Genomic DNA, 18,286 nt, shown 5'->3' with positions numbered 1-18,286 from the left:
CTAATTTTTTTAATAATTTTATTGTGGAAAAGTGGCCTAGCGTAAAGCATTTTTTTAATAAAGAAGATATTCTAATCTATTGATAAAGTTGATTTTTATAAAGAAATATTAATTTTACTGATAGTTGAAAATAACGATTTTCCTCTCTCAACAAGAATCGTGAATAAATAATAATATCCCCTGAATGTTGAAAATTAGCATTGCCTTTAGTAATGTCTTTCCTTTATTGTCAAGCTTGTTTATTAAGCGTGAGCTGGATAACAATATCATGCAATTTTTTAATTTCCTCATACGAAATGCTTGTCAAGTTGTACACTGCGTCGTACCTTTTATCAATACCAGTAACATAAAGATCTCAGAGGATTTGTTAACAAATGCTGATGTAACGCGATAACTCTTGATACAGCAAAAAAACTGGAGTGATGAGAACTACTGAGTTCGCCCTTTATCCACCCGGCGGGGTTAGCATTAAATATCTACATATATCCACTCCTACAGATAGCCGGCGTGACCGGTACCATAGCGCTGTCTGCGGATGATGGCCGGCACATACCGGTTATGGTCAAGCCACGTTGCGGCAAACCGCATGATAAAACTGGCGCGATAAATTCCGGCTGTAATGATTGGCCTCGGAAAATACCAAAAGGAAGGCAAAAGAAGATATCTACCGACAGAAAAAATCAACAGAGAATTGCGAAGTTTTAAGCGTGCCTAAGGCTAATCAAAATAAATGGATATTTTTATGCCTCACGTCTGAATTATGTTATGCAAAAATGTTTATTAGACACAAATTCAGTCTTTGCAACGCTATAGTTTTTTAAACGAAAATTAAAATTTTTGTTATGGATGGTTTATTAAGCCTTTCTATAAAATTTGTCTACCAAATGAACTGTTTTTGACGTCCTAAAATGAGTGAGTAACGTTGGAGGTTTAACATGATTCTATTATCTAAGACATTAAGATATTTTATAGTTACCGCACAAGAGCAATCCATAAGAATGGCGGCGCTTATACTCTGCATTACTCCGTCTCCCCTTTGCCGGACAATTAAAATTTTTGAATTGAATCTGGGGCATAAATTATTTACCAGAACCAATAATGGCTTAAAACTCACTAATTATGGACGTGATCTGTATGCAACATTACTTCCATTATACCAGGAAATTTGTGAAATTGAAAAAAAAGTGATTAAAAAGACTCATCAAATTCAGAGTGGGAAATCAAGTTTAAAAATAGGACTTGATCATCGTGACTATTCGTATTTATCGCCTTTCTTATCTTCACCAGTATTTAAGGACACAAAAAATAATATCTCATTGGAATATTTCACTTCTGATGAGACAGATATCGGAGACATTCTTAATAAAGGTTTGTGTCAGATATTTTTTACCCAGAAAAAGATTCAATGTCCGCCGGGATTATTACACCAAGCATTGTCAACTGACACCATCATGCTGGCGGTTAAAAGCGATCTTAAGACTGAAGACTATAGCCAAAACGAACTTTTTATGAATAAAATCCTGGTTCAATATGAAGCAAACAAAAATGAAGAGATATTCGATGACATCGAAGGATATATTGCGAAGAATCAGCTAAATCCGAAGCGAGTATTTATTCCTGAATTGTATGTACAATTGTCTATGATTGAAAAAGGCGACGCCATAGGGCTTATGCCGTCATCCATAATTAACATCATCAACGATCGAAACTTCAAGGTGAAATTTATACCTTTTGATTGCGATGATAAAAAGTTAGTCATAGAACGTCATATCTATTACACTCGTGCCTATCAAGCATTTATGGAGGAAAAAATGATGCCTTTGATCACTAATCATGATGATAAGTGCTTAACAGGATAATTTTTACCTTGCTTGTATTGACATTTCCATACACAGTATCACTGGCAAACCTTAATTATCAAATTAATTTGATGCAGTTTTTAAATGGTTAACCAGTGATACTCTAAAATAAAAATTCATGGCTATGGAGAGCGACACGGCAAAAATTATCCTCTTTTTCATTCTTACCTCTCCAAAGCGCCATCCCTCGGTCCTTACCGGTAAACCGGGCTCTAATACCTCCTGCACTCGTATCGGGGTATTGCAAGTCGCGGCGCAAATTATCGCCGCCAACCTGAATGCCACTAAAAATGATTCCATTGCCAACGGCAGCGATTACAACAAGGCACGGTTCAATGCCACCGATGCCGCCGGCACCTTCCATGTCGTCACGCCGGGCATCAATGAAGGAACGGGGATGGATTCAAGTATTGCGGATATCAACGCCCGATTTTCTTCTTTTAGCATGTTAATACAATCGCTTATGACAAGAACCTGCGACGAGCACCCGTTTTTCCCGCCACTGTTACCGACAAAGATTAAGACCTGCCAAGGTATATCCGTCTCCACGTTAATTAACTCAAATTCCAGCCCGGGCTGAGACCGTAGCGGATCAGCGGAGACCGTCATGCTGTATACAAGCTATATTTATTGCTTAGCAAGATAATAGATTCATATAATTTATTCCTGAATAGTGATTAGGTGCTAATAGCATAATCATAAGAATACGATAGTCATGAACTAAGCTTGTCTTTGACCATAGCGGCTCGCCAACTTTTTTACCGGCTATCCTGAAGTAAAAATGCCCATGAACGGCCATATTCAAGGTGATAAGCAGGGGTTATCAGATCCAATCCTGTTTTGACTTTCTCCTGTCTGAGCGCCATCTTGGGCCTGCTCACCAACCGACGCCACCGGACTCGGTCCGCCTCCTCCATATCCCATTCCCGCTGTCAAATGAGCAACAAATTTCGATTTATGTGACTGAGGTTAATTAACTTTCAATATAGACTATGTATAAAAAATGATGGAATTGTCATGTGTGATGTGGCACTCTCGATATTATAACCCAGTCAGAACTTACATATTCTGAAAGAATATTAGCAATGTTAATGTAATCACCGGATTTTAATACAAGGGTATTTGATATCGATAAAACAATTTTATTTTAGAATCCATTCATACATTAACCACATGCGTTAATTGAAAATTATTTAATTAAAAGCTTTCAGTGAATACTGAGTAATGGTTTCACGCGTCCAAACGAAATAGACGGCAGGATAACAAAAATGGTTAACTCTCTTAATAATTATTTGATCGTATTGCTCATCCATGCCGCGCATAGTTTCAAAAAAACAGTTAATTTGGCGGGTTGCTACTCAGCGGATAAATTAAGATTATTTAATCTGATGGTATGGATCACCCTTGTTTTCCAATTCTTGTTTCCCATCAGTATTGCATTTTCGCCGGCCATTGCCGCCGCGATAAAACCGCAAACCATTATCGCAACCCAACCTTATGTCCTGGGGCCGGGTGAATCTCCGTTTTCCGTTGCGCACAAATATCATCTCAGCGTGGATGAACTCAAAAAATTTAATCAATTCCGGACATTCTCCAAGCCTTTCGAACAATCAGGTGTCGGGGATGAAATCGACGTTCCGCTGAATGTCGCTGATTTTTCCGCCCACGGCCCGGTATCTAAACCCCAAGCCCTCTCTTTGGGCAACTTCGGCGGAATGTCTGTCTTCAATGCGCAACCGTCCGCCGGTAACGGCATATTCACCACAGACGGCAATTCCGTCGGCGCTCCCGCGCCGGCGGATCAAAACCGCGAGGCCGCCAACGCCATGCTCCGTTCCGCCGCCACCGGGGAAATAGGTCAGAAAGCCCAGCAATGGCTTAATCAATTCGGCACCGCCCGGATACAGCTAAACGTTAATGATGACTTTCATCTGGACGGCAGCGCGTTCGATTTGCTGGTGCCGCTGTATGACAAACCCGACGAAATGCTGTTTAGCCAGTGGGGTTACCGGAATAAGGACAGCCGCAACACCATTAATATCGGCGCCGGCGCCCGTACCTGGCTAGGGAGCTGGATGTACGGCATGAACGCTTTTTATGACGAGGATATTACCGCCCATAACCGCCGGTTCGGCATGGGCCTGGAAGCCTGGCGGGATTATCTTAAACTTTCCGCCAATAATTATTTCCGGCTTTCCGATTGGCGCGAGTCAAGGGATTTGGAAGATTATAATGAACGCCCCGCCAATGGATTTGATATCCGTGCCGAGGCGTATTTACCCTCTTATCCCCAGTTGGGGGGCAAATTGATTTTCGAACAGTACCGCGGCGATAACGTGGCGCTGTTCGGCAAGGACAATCTGCAAAATAATCCCTACGCCGTGACCCTTGGCATGAACTACACCCCCATTAGCCTGGTCACCCTTGGCGTCGATTATCGCCAGGGCAAAGGCGATATGAACGACACCACCTTCAACCTGCAGATGAATTACCGGCTCGGGGCATCCTGGCAATCGCAAATCAGTGCCGACGGCGTGGCGTCGCTCAGGACGCTGGCCGGCAACCGCTACGATCTGGTGGATCGCAACTATGATATTGTATTGCAATACCAGAAACAGCAGGTGATTGAGCTCAGGCTGCCGGACCATGTCACCGGCTATGAAGGAGACCCGCTGACGGTCACCGCCCAGGTCACCTCGAAATACGCCCTGGATCATATCGATTGGAATGACGCGGAAATCATCGCCGCCGGCGGTAAAGTCACGCAAGCGGGACAAAACACCCTCACCGTCACCTTGCCGCCCTATCAGCACGCCGGCGCCGCCACCAACCTGTATAACCTGAGCGCGGTGGCTTACGACGTCAGAAAGAATGCCTCCAATACCGCCTCCACCCGTATCGAGGTATTGCCCGTCGCGGCGCAAATCACCGCCGCCAACCTCAACGCCACTAAAAACAATGCCATTGCCAACGGCAGCGATTACAACGAGGTACGGGCCAAGGTTACCGATGCGGCCGGTAATCCGGTGGCCGGGCAAACGGTGACCTTTACCGCCACCAACGGCGCTACGGTCACCACGGTTACCGGCACCACCGGGGCGGACGGCTTCGCCGTCGCCACCCTCACCAATCTGCGCGCCGGCACCAGCGTGGTCACCGCCACCCTGAACGGCGTAAGCCGTTCGGTTAACACAAACTTTAACCCTGACCCGTCTACCGCGAAAGTGATCCTGTCCGTGGTGCGCACCGGCGTGGTGGCCAACGGCACCGCCACCAACGAGGTCAGCGCTTTAGTGGAAGATGCCAACGGTAATCCGCTTTCCGGCCAAACCGTCGCCTTTACCGCGACACTCGGCACCGTCACGGCGGTCATCAACCCCACAGGCGCGGACGGCATCGCCACCGCCACCCTCACCAGCCTCGAGGCCGGTTCCAGCACGGTCACCGCCACGCTGACCAACGGCAGCAGCCAGGGAAAAGACGTTGCATTTATTGCCGATGTCACCACTGCGCGCCTCGTGCTGAGCGTGGTGAACAGCGGCGCAACGGCGGACGGCATTAATCGCAACGAGGTTCGGGCCCACGTCACCGATGCCAACGGCAATAATCTGGCCGGACAAACCGTCAACTTTACCGTCGCCGCCCCCGCTCTGCTTTTTGCGACCACCAATCCAACCGACGCGGGGGGCATCGTCACCGCCACCTTTATCAGCAAAAGCCCCGGCACCATGGCGGTCACCGCCACCCTGAGCAACGGCGACAGCCAGGCGGAGAATATTGTCTTCATACCCGATACCGTCACCGCGAAAGTGGAACTGACCGTGATTCACACCGGCGCGGTGGCCAACGGCACCGCCACCAATGAGGTCAGCGCCCATGTCACCGATGCCCTGGGCAATAACCTGGCCGGACAATCCGTCACCTTTACCGCCAATGACGTCGATATCAGCCCGGTGACGCTAATCACCGGCGCCGACGGCACGGTGAGTGCGACTTTCACCAGCCATAAGGCGGTCGGCAGTACGGTGGTCGCCACCCTGACCAACGGCAACAATGCCAGTAAAGATATTGAATTTATCGCCGACACCGCCACCGCACGGGTCGTGCTGACCGTGGTGCATACCGGCGCCGTGGCTGACGGCATCGCCACCAACGAGGTCAGCGCCCTGGTGGAGGATGCCAACGGCAATAAACTGGAGGGGCAAACCATTACTTTCACCTCGACGCTTGGTACCGTCACGTCGGTCATTAACCCCACCGGCGCGGACGGCATCGCTACCGCCACCATCGTCAGTGATAACTCCGGCAACGGTACGGTTACCGCCACATTGACTAACGGCGCCAATCAAACCAAGGATATCGGCTTTATCGCCGACGTCTCCACCGCCCGGATTACCCTGACGCCGGTACGCACCGGCGCCGTGGCCAACGGCATCGCCACCAACGAGGTCAGCGCCCATGTCACCGATGCCAACGGCAATAATCTGGAGGGGCTAACCGTCACCTTTACCACGACGCTCGGCACCGTCACGGCGGTCATCAATCCCACCGGCGCGAACGGCATCGCCACCGCCACCATTGTCAGCAACAACTCCGGCGACGGTACGGTTACCGCCACATTAACCAACGGCGCCAATCAAACGGTGGCTATCGACTTTATCGCCGACATCGCCACCGCACGGGTCGTGCTGACCGTGGTGCACACCGGCGCCGTGGCTGACGGCATCGCCACCAACGAGGTCAGCGCCCTGGTGGAAGACGCCAACGGCAACAGGCTGGACGGACAAACCGTGACCTTTACCGCCACGAATGGCGCCACTGCTACGGCGGTCATCAATCCCACCGGCCCGGACGGCATCGCCACCGCGACCCTGGTCAGCGAGACGGAAGGCGATAGCGTGGTGACCGCGCAATTAGCCGGCGGCGTATCCGCCACACAAACGGTCAACTTCGCGCGCAATATCTTTATCGTCAGCATTACCGTGACGGAAAATAACGGTTTGGCCAATGGCCTGGAGCCCAATACCGCCGATATACTGGTGCACAATGCCGCCGGCGCGCCATTATCCGGTGCGGAGTTAACAGTAAGCGGCATCAACGGCGCGGGGACATTCAGATTTACCTCACCCCTACCGGGCGCCACCACCCAAGGCACCACCGGCAGCGACGGCATTCTAAGAGTCCAATACACCAATACCTATGTAAGCGGAACATCCTTAACCGCCCATGCATCCAACGGTACGGAGCTTAGCGCCTCCGGGGGGAATTTCGCACTGCCCACCTTGACCATGACACCTCTGGTGGCCACGGCGCCGGCGGATAACACCACGCCGGCCAGCGTGCTCATCAGGCTAATATCCCCCCGCGGGAACCCGGTAGTCGGTAGCAATCTGGGGTTAAGTGCGCAACGGTATGTCAGCGGTACCCCGGAACCGACCCCGGCGGTGATGGTAAATACCAGCGCCATCACCGATGGCGCTGGTGAGACTACCGGCTACGTAATCAGCCCCACTCCCACCAGTTTGGTCTATGTCATCGTACAGATGTTGGACTTTAACGATGGCGGCCAAGGTTCGGCCGTTCGCCCTTATATACCGGCGGCGAACCTGACTTTTATTTCGCCTTAAACTTGGATTAAGACACGGTAAGCGGCAGTTTTGGCCTCCCGTGTCTTAATATCTGAAATGCAGCGATGTTTTTTTTTACCACTGTCGTCGATAAAAATGAACATTGAAGATTTTATCTTTCTATAACAATATTCCTTGGCAGCAACTGATGAATTATTTAAATTCACTGAGGATATTTCTATGCCTAATATTATTACCTTAACGGCCACTCCGAATCAATATTCCAGGACTCTAACTCCCCCCCCCAATATAGCACTGGAAGCATTGGTGGTAGATGCGGTCACCGGAGCACCCCAAGGCGGTGTCGTGGTCACATTTGAATCCCCAACCCCGCTGCTTGAGTTCGAACCGGCACCTGTCCCACCAGGATCACCGGTTACAGCAACGACAGATCCAGCAACCGGAATTGCCACAGTTAGCATTACCTTAAGCGCAGCAATCGGCGCACTGGTGGGTGTGATAAAAGTAACCGCCACCATCCCGGACGATTCCGCTACGGTCACCGTCCCGGTGTACGATCCCAATAAAGCACCGCTCTATGTCACTAATGCGGAAGATGGTATCATTGATCAATACGATATCAATTCCGGCATCCAGACGACCATCCCCCTCCAGCCAGGTATCGCAGCCGGATCACTGGTAACTTTCTATTGGGGAAGAGTACAAAGATCTCGCATTATCGATGTGAGTGACACCGGAGTGATTTTGGGATTGCCATGGGTTATCAATCTTAAAACGAATTTCCCCACCGCCAGTGTATTAACGGACGGCCGCTATTTGACTTTCTATACGGTAACCGAAGATCCCTCAAGTCCCACTTCAAATGCTGGGTCAAGCACGCCGAGGACGATTACCGTACAAGGCAGCGCTATCTCTCCCGCCACCCTTCTGGCGCCCCTGTTGCTCCCTGCCAGCTTGAATAACAAAATCAATGCGCTTGCCGCCGCCATTGGCGTGCAGATCCGTATCCCTCCGCAACCAGCAATTTCCGCTGGAAGTGGGACATATAGCATATTTTTAGTCGCCACGCCGCAAGGCCCCGGCGCAACCGGCCCCATCAGCAGAACCCTGGCCCTCGACCAGCCCGTTCCAACACCTATTCCCGCAGATGGTATTACCTTCAACGTTCCGGCTGCCACTTTGGCCGGGATAGACGATAGCATCGGGGACGTTTATTATGTCTATTCGCCCGCTACCGGCCCGGCATCAACTTCCCGCCATTTAGGGATACTGGTTGATACCGTTGGCCCCTTTGTCGAAGTCGATGACGAGGACGATCATCACCATCATGGCGGACACGGACACGGACACGGGCATGATCACCGCCCGGGGTGGGACCGAGACGATAAATAATATCGCAGGGAAAAAGTTGACAATCCACGATATGATAATTGATAGGTAAATATCCACAAGTAACGGCAACATACATTAACCTATAATTATAATTTAGTTGATAGGACGATAGCTATTTGCTATCGTCCCTTTTCCGGATAATAAAATTAATATCAAATAATTTCTCAGCATCAAATTTCGACATAACCGCGTTAAAAAAAAACATTGTATATCTAATGAAATTCACCTAAATACTTCATTATCTAAATTAGCATTTGCCTTTTATAAAAGTTTCATATTAAGGAATAACGTATGCCAAATTCCATTTCCCTAACAGCCACGCCCGAAAGTTATCCCGTATCGGCAGAGTCAATAACGACCGTGACCGTAACCGCGACGGTGGTCAACGAACACGGCGATCCGGCACGCCATGTTGAGGTCACCTTCAGCTCACCACTGTTCAATTTTCAACCGGCAACTGTAGCCACCGACCACGCCGGTAAAGCTGTTCAGCGGTTAACCTATCCTTTAGGCGGCGTGATAACTATTACCGCGGCCCTTCATCACGGTCCATCGGCCACAGCCTCGGTATTTGCCTATTCTCCCGGACTGGCGCAGGTCAGGGTGACCAATGCACCCCATGACCATATCAATCAATATTCCATCAAATCCGGCGTTCAGGCTGAAATCCCCTCGCCGGGGAAAATCGCCGCCGGTTATCTGTTTGACTTCCATTGGGGAGAGGCCACCCGGCAGCGTTTGATAGAAAGCGAAATAGATGGCTTGCCGTATGGCGTGCCCTGGGTGCTAAACCTTAAAACCCAGTTTGCCCCCGATACGGTACTCAAAGACGGCCGTTATGCGGTCTATTATGCTGTTTTTGATCAGGCCGGCAATGTCGCCGTGTGCAAGCCGAAATACATCACCGTTACCGGCGGCGATTATTCCAAACTGCTGGCGCCGGTACTGCTGCCCGCTTCGTTGGACGATAAAATCGACCGTGAGGCCGCCCGTCGCGGCGTTACCATCCGCATACCGGCGCAGCCTGAAATCAAGGCGGGTTATACCTACCGCATCAATCTTAACATCATCCCCGGTATCCACAGCCATGAACCGGCCGAAACCCGGCATATCGCCTCCGGTACGGTGTCCGCAAGCGACAGAGCGATCAGTTTCGAGATTACCCACCGCAGCGGCCTGCTTGCGGGGCTGGATAACGTGAAGGGGGAATTCGTTTATGATATCGCCCCGGCGGGGGGGGGACGTATAACCCATTCTTTGCCGCTGGCCACACATATCGATACGGCAGGGCAGGGGTCCTTAACAGAAGAGTTAGCGCAAGAATCCTTTGGCGCGTCGACTGAAGAATCCAACGAAAATGTATCTGGATTATCCACTGAAGAGTTGACGCAAGAACCGGCAAAAGATGAGTGATTTATCCACCCATTGGCAAGAATCGGCGGGAGCCAACCCACTCCCGCCCCGCTGCCGGCATCATATTCCCCCCAGATAAGCCTGCCTTACCTCCCGGTTTTCCAGCAGCTGTGCGCCTGAGCCCTGCAGGCGGATGCGGCCGTTCGCCATCACATAGCCCCGGTCCGAAAGCTTAAGGGCATGGTGGGCGTTTTGTTCCACCAGAAACAGGGTCATGCCCTCACGGGCCAGCTCGCGCAGGGTCTGGAAAATCTGTTTTACCACCAGCGGCGCCAGCCCCAGGCTTGGTTCGTCCAACAGCAGTAATTTAGGCCGGCTCATCAGCGCCCGGGCAATGGCCAGCATTTGCTGCTCGCCGCCGGACAGGGTCATCGCCCGCTGGTGGCGGCGCTCTTCCAGATGAGGAAACAGCGTGAACATGCGCTGCAAATCCTCCGCTTCATGGCGATTGCCGATGGGAATAGTGCCCATTTGCAGATTTTCCGTCACCGTCATATCCGGAAAAACCCGCCGCCCCTCCGGCGCCTGGGCGATACCGGCGGCGGCAATGGAGTGCGTTGATTTGCGGCTGATATCCTCGCCGCGAAACAGAATTTGCCCGCCGGCGATGCGGGGCTGGCCGAAGATGGACATCAGCAGCGTGGATTTACCGGCGCCATTGGCGCCGATAAGCGCCACTGTCTCTCCCTCGTTAACCTCTAGAGAGACCTGCTGCAACGCCTGGATCGGGCCGTAAAATACATCCACCTCACGGAACTCCAGCATCCGGTTCATATCTCCCCCTCTTCATCGTCAGCGCCGAGATAGGCGGCGATGACGCTGTCATGATGCTGGATATAGTGCGGCGCGCCGCGGGCAATCACGTCGCCGTGATCCAAGACGATAATATGATCGGAAATCTCCATCACCATGCCCATATCATGTTCTATCAGCAGCACCGTGATGCCGTGCTTGTCGCGCAGGAAGCGAATAATGCCGCTCAAGGTGCGGGTTTCCACCGGATTAAGGCCGGCGGCGGGTTCGTCCAGACAGACCACCTCTGGATCGGTGCACATGGCGCGCGCGATTTCCAGCCGGCGCTGCTGGCCGTAAGACATCTCACCCGCCAGCCGGTTGGCGCAGTCCACCAGATCCACCACCTCCAGCCAGTAAAAAGCCCGGTCCAGCGCCCGGTTCTCCGCCCGGCGGTAGCCCTTGGTATTCAGTATGCCGGCAATCAGGTTACGGTTGCTTTGCCGGTGCTGTGCCACCAACAGGTTTTCCACCACCGACATTTCCCGGAACAAGCGAATATTCTGAAAGGTGCGCGCCAGCCCGGCGCGATTCACCAGGTGGGTGCCGCCGAACATTTTGTAGAAGACCCGCCGGCCCCAGCGCGCCGGGTGCAGCCAATCCTCGCCGCGGAATTTTTGGCCGAGGATTTGGATGATATCCACGCTACGCTGCCGGGTATTGAGTTCGATACGCCCGCCGGAGGCCCGGTAAAACCCGGTAAGGCAATTGAATACCGTGGTTTTACCGGCGCCGTTGGGACCGATAAGGGCGGTGATGGAGCCGCGCTCCACCTCGAGGTTGACATCGTTAAGGGCCTTGATGCCGCCGAACTGCATCATCAAATGCTCGACCTTGAGAATGGCATCGCTCATGGCGCCACCCCCTTGCGCGCCGCAAAGCCGGAACGGCTGATGCGAATCAGTCCGCGCGGCCGCCAAATCATCATCGCCACCATCAATATACCGAACAGCAGCACGCGATACTCGGCGAAACTGCGCAACAGCTCCGGCGCCACCGTCAGCACAAACGCCGCCATCACCACGCCGACGGTGGATCCCATCCCTCCCAGCACCACAATGGCCAGGATCAGCGCCGATTCAAAAAAGGTAAACGAGGTGGGATTGACAAAACCCTGGTAGGTGGCGAAAAACACCCCAGCCACCCCGGCGGTGGACGCGCCGAGGGTAAAGGCCGACAGTTTTACCAGCACATGGTTGAGTCCCAGGGAGCGGCAGGCCACCTCGTCTTCACGCAGCGCTTCCCAAGCCCTGCCGATGGGCATGCGCCTTAGGCGCTGATTGATATACAGCACCAGCAAGACCACCAGGGTCAGTACGGCATAAATAAACACGAATTTCAGGTTCGGGTTGTAGGGAATATGCAAAAACTCATGAATCGGCACGCCCCCTTCCCTGGCCCGGCGGCCGAATTCCAGACCGAAAAAGGTGGGAGACGGCACCTCGACCCCGTTGGGGCCGCCGGTAAACGCCAGGGCGTTATTCAGAATCAGCCGGATGATTTCGCCGAATCCCAGGGTAACGATGGCCAGGTAATCCCCGTGCATGCGCAATACCGGAAAGCCCAGCAGGGCGCCGGCCAGGGCCGCCAGCAGCGCCCCCAGCGGCAGCATGGTCCAGAAGCCCAGTCCCAGGTATTCATGCCCCAGCGCCAGCCCGTAGGCGCCGATGGCGTAAAACGCCACATAGCCCAGGTCCAGCAGGCCCGCCAGTCCCACCACGATATTCAGTCCCAGGCCCAGCAGCACATAAATCAGGCCGAGGATGCCCACCGTCAGAACATATTTAGTGGCCACAAAGGGAAATATTACCGCCAGCAGAACGATAAGCGGCATAATCCAGCGCAGACGGCTTTTATAGCCCGCCGGCAAGACATACACCCCGCCGCTGTCGCTGTGGAAACGGGACTGGAAACGCAGCCCCGGACCGGTTTGCAAAAACAGGCTCACCAGGGCGCGGCCCGCCATCACCACCAGGATAACCCACATCAGCCGCCGGGGCTGAAAGTCGAAACTGTATCCGTTAAGCACCACCCCCACCATGGGGCCGAAAATGATCAGCGCGAGAAGTCCGGCCAATACGGTATCCACGGCGCATTGCCTGAAATCAATGGCGCCGCGCGTTACGGGTTGCGACATACAAGCTCCCTTTATACCTTGGCCACCATGGGCCGGCCAAGCAGGCCCTGCGGACGAAAAATCAAAATGACCACCAATAATGAAAATGAAAACACATCTTTATAATCGGAATTGACCATGCCGGCGAACTGCGCCTCCGCCACGCCGAGAATAAGTCCCCCCAGCATAGCCCCCGGCAGCGAGCCGATGCCGCCGAGCACCGCGGCGGTAAAGGCTTTGATGCCGATAATAAAGCCGGCATAAAAGTCGAAGGTGCCGTAGTTCATGGTGATAAGCACCCCCGCCAGCCCGGCCATGGCGGCGCCGATCACGAACACCAGGGAAATCACCCGATCGGTATTGATACCCAGCATCGACGCCATTTTACGGTCCTGTTGGGTGGCCCGGCACATCCGGCCGAGCCGGGTATGGCCGATAAGGTAAGTCAGCGCCAACATCCCCGCCAGGGAGGCCATCAGAATGAAAACCTTGGTATAGGTGATTTGAACAAAATCGCCGCCAAGGGTGAATTTAAATACCCCGTCCATCATGGTGGGAATACCCTGCTGGCGCGGCCCTTGGCTGATCTGGGCATAGTTTTGCAGGATCAGGGACATGCCGATGGCGGAAATCAGCGGCGCCAGGCGGGTGGAATTCCTCAGAGGCCTGTAGGCGATACGCTCGATAACCCAGCCGTACACACCGATGACGACAATGGTGAACACCAGGGTGCCGAGAATCAGCAGGGGGAACGAATGCAGGCCGAAAAAAGAGAGCAGGGCCAGGGCGATGGCGCACAGATAGGCGGAAATCATATAGACTTCGCCATGGGCGAAGTTAATCATGCCGATAATGCCGTACACCATGGTGTAGCCGATGGCGATCAGACCATAGACCGCTCCAAGCGTTAAACCATTAAGCATTTGTTGCAAAAAGGTAGCATCCATCATTCAGCAGTCTCGTTTGAACCGGTTATCCCATGGTCGCCGCGCCTGACATCCGGCACAGTCCCCATGGAACTCAGGCTTGTCGGCGTTCAGCGGCGGATTACGGGACTTCGTGATATTTACCCTGATCGTCCCACTGATAAACCACGTAATCGGAGACCTTCAAATCGCCTTTGCTGTCCCAGGTTTTTTGCCCCATAACCGTACTCACCGGGTGGGATTTCAGCCAGGCGCTGGCCTTGGCGGAATCGACGCCGACGGCGTTAAAGGCAGCGGCCAGGGCCTGGACCGAGGCATAAGAGTAGAGTGTATAACCTTCAGGTTCGAACTTGGCGGCGCGGAATTTTTCAATCACCGCTTTGCCGTCCGGAATTTGACGGGGATCTTTACCAAAGGTCATCAACACGCCCTTGGTATATTGCGGACCGCCGGCGGCGGTCACCATGTCGACGGTGACAATACAGTCGCCGGAGAAAAAGGTGGCCTTCACGCCCTGTTCGCGCATCTGGCGCACCAGCGGACCGGCTTCAGGATGGCAGCCGCCGAAATACACCACGTCCGGATCCGCCGAGCGGATCTTGGTCACCAGCGCGTTGAAATCCTTTTCGCCGCGGGATAACCCCTCATACATCACTTCCTTCACGCCCCGGCTGTTAAGCTGCGCTTTGGTGGCGTCCGCCAATCCCTGACCGTAGGTATCTTTATCATGGATAATGGCCACTTTTTTCGCTTTCAGCTTATCAATGATGTAATTGCCGGCCACCAGGCCCTGCTGATCGTCCCGGCCGCACATGCGGAACATGGCGGTCTGGCCGCGTTCGGTAATCTGCGGATTGGTGGATCCGGGTGTGATGGCGATAATGCCGGCCTCGTCATACACCGCCGACGCCGGCATGGTGGAGGAAGAACAAAAATGCCCCACCACCGCGGCGACATGGTTTTCATCCACCAAACGGTTGGCGACGGCCACCGCCTGTTTCGGTTCACAGGCGTCATCCCCCTGCACCAGGGTAATTTTTTGCCCCTTGATGCCGCCGGCGGCATTGATATCCGCCGCCGCCTGCGAGGCGCCGTGCCAATATTGATCCCCGTAGGTGGCATTGGGCCCGGTGAAGGGGCCGGCGACGCCGATAACCACATCGGCATGGGCGGCAAAGGCCGTGCCCAGGCAGGCGATAAGCACAGCGGAAAGCGGAGTTCTCAGCAGTTTTAATGACATTATCTGGTTCCTTTATACTGTTTTTAGCAATACGCCAGCGGCGCGGACCCGTTATCCAAAAGCAAAAACGTACAACCCATGTATTCGCCGGGATAAAACCGAATCCTGGCGATGGTGGAAACGATAGCATTCTAAGTAAGCAATATTTCTGCCACTTTGGCGGGCACCGCCTATAGCGGGTGATATCCCTACCGCAGATAGTCTAAAAGACAACCCATTAGGCAGGCGCCTGCCTTAAAACGGTGCGTAGAGATTCACAATAAGCGATACCACGGCCCATTCGCACCTCAAACTCCCGGCACGATAATTAAAGGTCAGAATTTGTCGCGCCGTACAAAGTACGAGTAACAAACCCGACAAACATCACAATCAATTTCACTCCTGGATGTGCCGCACTCAGCCGCCTGCGCTGTTGCCGGTGGCTGCCAACGCCATTTCCACATAGATATTGCGCAAAGCCAGGGTGACCTGTCCGGGCTTGCCGTCGCCGATGGGTTTGCCGTCGATTTCCACCACCGGCCAGATAAAAGACGTCGCGGAACTGATAAATGCCTCGCCGGCGCGATAAACTTCTTCAACGCTGAAGGGGCGTTCTTCAAACGGGATGCCGTGACGCGCCGCCAGTGCCAGCAGCGATCGGCGGGTAATGCCGTGCAAGATATCCGTACTGAGCTGCCGGGTGACCAACGTGCCCTGTTCGGTGACGATCCAGGCATTGGAAGAGCTGCCTTCGGTTATAAAACCGTCTTCCACCAGGAAGGCGTCGTCCGCGCCCTGGCTGTGGGCGTACTCTTTCGCCAGGCAAGGGGCCAGTAAGCCGACGGTTTTAATATCACGGCGATGCCAGCGGATGTCTTCCACCGTCACCACCCGGATCCCGGTTCGGGCCTTGACGTTGTCGATAACCGGGCGGGCCTGGGTAAACAACAAAAGCGTCGGCTCCACCTCGGCCTGCGGAAAATCGAACTCCCGATCCCCGGTGCTGCCGCGGCTTAACTGCAGATATATCGCTCCTTCCCGCAGCTGGTTAACGGCGATAAGCTTATTCTGGATAGCTTCCAGGGCGGCGGCGGTCACCGGCAGCCGCAGCTTCAGTTCCCGGCAGGAGCGCTCTAGGCGCGCGATATGGCCGGCATTTTCCAGTAATCTGCCGTTCAATACCGCCATGACTTCATATACCGCATCGGCAAATAGAAAGCCGCGGTCGAAAATAGATATTTTTGCCTCAGACTCCGGCACAAAGTCGCCGTTGATATAAACGGTTCTGGTCATTCTATTTTCCCGCCCTATTAAAGATTATCAATGATACGGTCCACGCCCTGGCGGAACGGATCCGCCACCGGCAGGCCGAATTGACGCTCAAGGTCCGCCATATACTCCAGCGCCTTCGGCTCGGCCAGATGCGCGCTATTGATGGAGATGCCGACAAAACGCGCCAGGGGATTGGTTAATTGCGCCATCTTAAGGTTAAGCGCCATGCAATCCGCCAGATCCGGCAGCGGATAATCCACCCCGCGCATGGCGGTACGCGTGGGCTCGTGGCATAACACCAGGGCATCGGGCTGGGCGCCGTGAATCAAACCGGTGGTTACCCCGGCGAAGGAGGGATGAAACAGCGAGCCCTGCCCTTCTATCACATCCCAATGGTCCGGCTCATTGTCCGGCGCCAGCACTTCCACGGCGCCGGCGATGAAATCCGCCACCACCGCGTCGATGCTGATGCCCGCGCCGCTTACCAGAATACCGGTCTGGCCGGTGGCGCGAAAAGTCGCCTTTTGCCCACGGGCCAGCAGCGCCTTTTCAATGGCCAGGGCGGTATACATTTTGCCGCAGGAGCAATCGGTACCCACCGGCAGCAGGCGTTTGCCGCTGCGTTTACGCCCGCTGCCCACCGGCAGCACCGCGCTGGTGTGGCGCACGTCGAACAGGCTGCGCCCCAGGCGCCGGGCGGTCTCTTTCAATACCGGCACATCGGACAGACGGTTATGCAATCCCGCCGCCAAATCCATGCCCCTTTCCAGCGCCTGTTGCAGCAGCGCCACCCAACTTTCGCTGATAACGCCGCCGCGATTGGCCACTCCCACCACCAGCGTCTTGGCGCCTTTGGCCGCGGCGGCGTCTATATCCAGATCAGGCAGTTCGCAATCCACCTGGCAACCCGCCATCCTCAGTTGACCGACGCAATATTCCGGATGCCAGTAGCGAATGCCGGTGGCGACTTTTGCCGCCAGCCGATCGTGGGCATCAGCCAGAAACAACAGGTAGGGTTTTTGAATTTCCATTTTAAGCGCCTCGATAAAGTGAGCTGTCTAGGGATCGGCCTCACCGGCAGCAGCTGTCTGTTACTCTTTAGACAAACATGGCGCTGGCGTCAGCGGGATAACCACATCAAGCACAGGCCGTGCCAAAGAGGGAATATCTAAAAATAAGATTTATATCAATAAGTTAAATAGAAATTTATCGTCTTGTCACACCATGACGCCCCTATCGGGTATTTTTTATGCACCAACTTCAGGCATTAACACTGCTTTACTGCCCTTATTAGGTGAATTTTAATAAATGTTTAACAAAAAACCCAATAAACCACTAACCAAAAGAAATAATCCGGCATAAACGTCGACAAAAAAACGGTCGTTTCAACATAAAAAACAAGCCAATAGCGTTTTTACCGCCGCTTATGCGGCCGCAGGGATAAAACAGGATTAAATACGATATGGAATAAGGGAAAAGAGATACGGCCCGCGGATAGCACAATTTAACATTGTTCATACCATGTCATATTGACGTCATTGTTCTCGGGATTTAATCAGGTAGTATAAAAGCAAAAAACCTAAACCGCTTGTCCGCCACTGCCAGGGGCAATAGAAACAGGAGATTTAGGTTTTAGTGAGCTGACAATCTGAAACCAAGTACGGGTTACGATAATGAAGCGAGACCGGAAATTTCACAAGCACGCCGCG

12 protein-coding genes are annotated in these 18,286 nt (G+C 53.2%); 5 read left to right on the top strand and 7 right to left on the bottom strand.

Features of this window, described 5'->3' with window-relative positions; genetic code table 11:
• Window positions 1-935: 935 nt before the first annotated feature.
• The 5 genes from ACL2XJ_RS11840 to ACL2XJ_RS11820 all read left to right on the top strand — a co-directional run bounded on the left by ACL2XJ_RS11840 (window position 936) and on the right by ACL2XJ_RS11820 (window position 10,252).
• Window positions 936-1,859 (top strand): LysR family transcriptional regulator, encoded by a 924-nt coding sequence (locus tag ACL2XJ_RS11840; protein WP_132923434.1) that lies wholly within the window; start codon window positions 936-938, stop codon window positions 1,857-1,859.
• A gap of 118 nt (window positions 1,860-1,977) precedes the next feature.
• The gene (locus tag ACL2XJ_RS11835) at window positions 1,978-2,439 is read left to right on the top strand and encodes a hypothetical protein (RefSeq protein ID WP_413726577.1); all 462 of its coding nucleotides are present in this window, start codon (window positions 1,978-1,980) and stop codon (window positions 2,437-2,439) included.
• 808 nt (window positions 2,440-3,247) lie between these two features.
• A complete protein-coding gene (locus ACL2XJ_RS11830; protein WP_413726576.1) occupies window positions 3,248-7,486 on the top strand; it encodes an Ig-like domain-containing protein in 4,239 nt (1,412 codons plus the stop codon).
• 180 nt (window positions 7,487-7,666) lie between these two features.
• Window positions 7,667-8,839, top strand: coding sequence for a hypothetical protein (locus ACL2XJ_RS11825; RefSeq protein WP_413726575.1), 1,173 nt, complete (start codon window positions 7,667-7,669; stop codon window positions 8,837-8,839).
• A gap of 291 nt (window positions 8,840-9,130) precedes the next feature.
• Window positions 9,131-10,252 (top strand): Ig-like domain-containing protein, encoded by a 1,122-nt coding sequence (locus tag ACL2XJ_RS11820; protein WP_413726574.1) that lies wholly within the window; start codon window positions 9,131-9,133, stop codon window positions 10,250-10,252.
• Window positions 10,253-10,312: 60 nt separating this feature from the next.
• Here ACL2XJ_RS11820 and ACL2XJ_RS11815 read toward each other — a convergent pair whose 3' ends face one another.
• The 7 genes from ACL2XJ_RS11815 to dgcN all read right to left on the bottom strand — a co-directional run bounded on the left by ACL2XJ_RS11815 (window position 10,313) and on the right by dgcN (window position 17,608).
• The gene (locus tag ACL2XJ_RS11815) at window positions 10,313-11,017 is read right to left on the bottom strand and encodes an ABC transporter ATP-binding protein (RefSeq protein ID WP_413726883.1); all 705 of its coding nucleotides are present in this window, start codon (window positions 11,015-11,017) and stop codon (window positions 10,313-10,315) included.
• Between the two features lie 5 nt (window positions 11,018-11,022).
• Entirely contained in the window at window positions 11,023-11,898 is an 876-nt protein-coding gene (locus tag ACL2XJ_RS11810; RefSeq protein WP_413726573.1) for an ABC transporter ATP-binding protein, read from the bottom strand.
• Window positions 11,895-13,181: a high-affinity branched-chain amino acid ABC transporter permease LivM gene (livM, locus tag ACL2XJ_RS11805; RefSeq protein WP_132923440.1), complete on the bottom strand. Its 1,287-nt coding sequence runs from the start codon at window positions 13,179-13,181 to the stop codon at window positions 11,895-11,897. Before livM ends, ACL2XJ_RS11810 begins: the two co-directional genes overlap by 4 nt.
• An 11-nt stretch (window positions 13,182-13,192) precedes the next feature.
• Window positions 13,193-14,107 (bottom strand): ABC transporter permease subunit, encoded by a 915-nt coding sequence (locus tag ACL2XJ_RS11800; protein WP_413726882.1) that lies wholly within the window; start codon window positions 14,105-14,107, stop codon window positions 13,193-13,195.
• Window positions 14,108-14,207: 100 nt separating this feature from the next.
• Window positions 14,208-15,326: a branched-chain amino acid ABC transporter substrate-binding protein gene (locus tag ACL2XJ_RS11795; protein WP_413726572.1), complete on the bottom strand. Its 1,119-nt coding sequence runs from the start codon at window positions 15,324-15,326 to the stop codon at window positions 14,208-14,210.
• Between the two features lie 396 nt (window positions 15,327-15,722).
• Window positions 15,723-16,598: a D-amino-acid transaminase gene (locus ACL2XJ_RS11790; RefSeq protein ID WP_413726571.1), complete on the bottom strand. Its 876-nt coding sequence runs from the start codon at window positions 16,596-16,598 to the stop codon at window positions 15,723-15,725.
• Between the two features lie 17 nt (window positions 16,599-16,615).
• Window positions 16,616-17,608, bottom strand: coding sequence for an N-acetyltransferase DgcN (dgcN, locus tag ACL2XJ_RS11785; RefSeq protein ID WP_413726570.1), 993 nt, complete (start codon window positions 17,606-17,608; stop codon window positions 16,616-16,618).
• Between the last annotated feature and the right edge of the window lie 678 nt (window positions 17,609-18,286).

Origin of the sequence: Sodalis sp. RH16 (assembly GCF_047324245.1) — a bacterium.
Classification (GTDB): Bacteria; Pseudomonadota; Gammaproteobacteria; order Enterobacterales; family Enterobacteriaceae; genus Acerihabitans; species Acerihabitans ligni.
The sequence above is the reverse complement of the archived record's forward strand: the minus strand, read 5'-3'. Positions and strand labels throughout refer to the sequence as shown.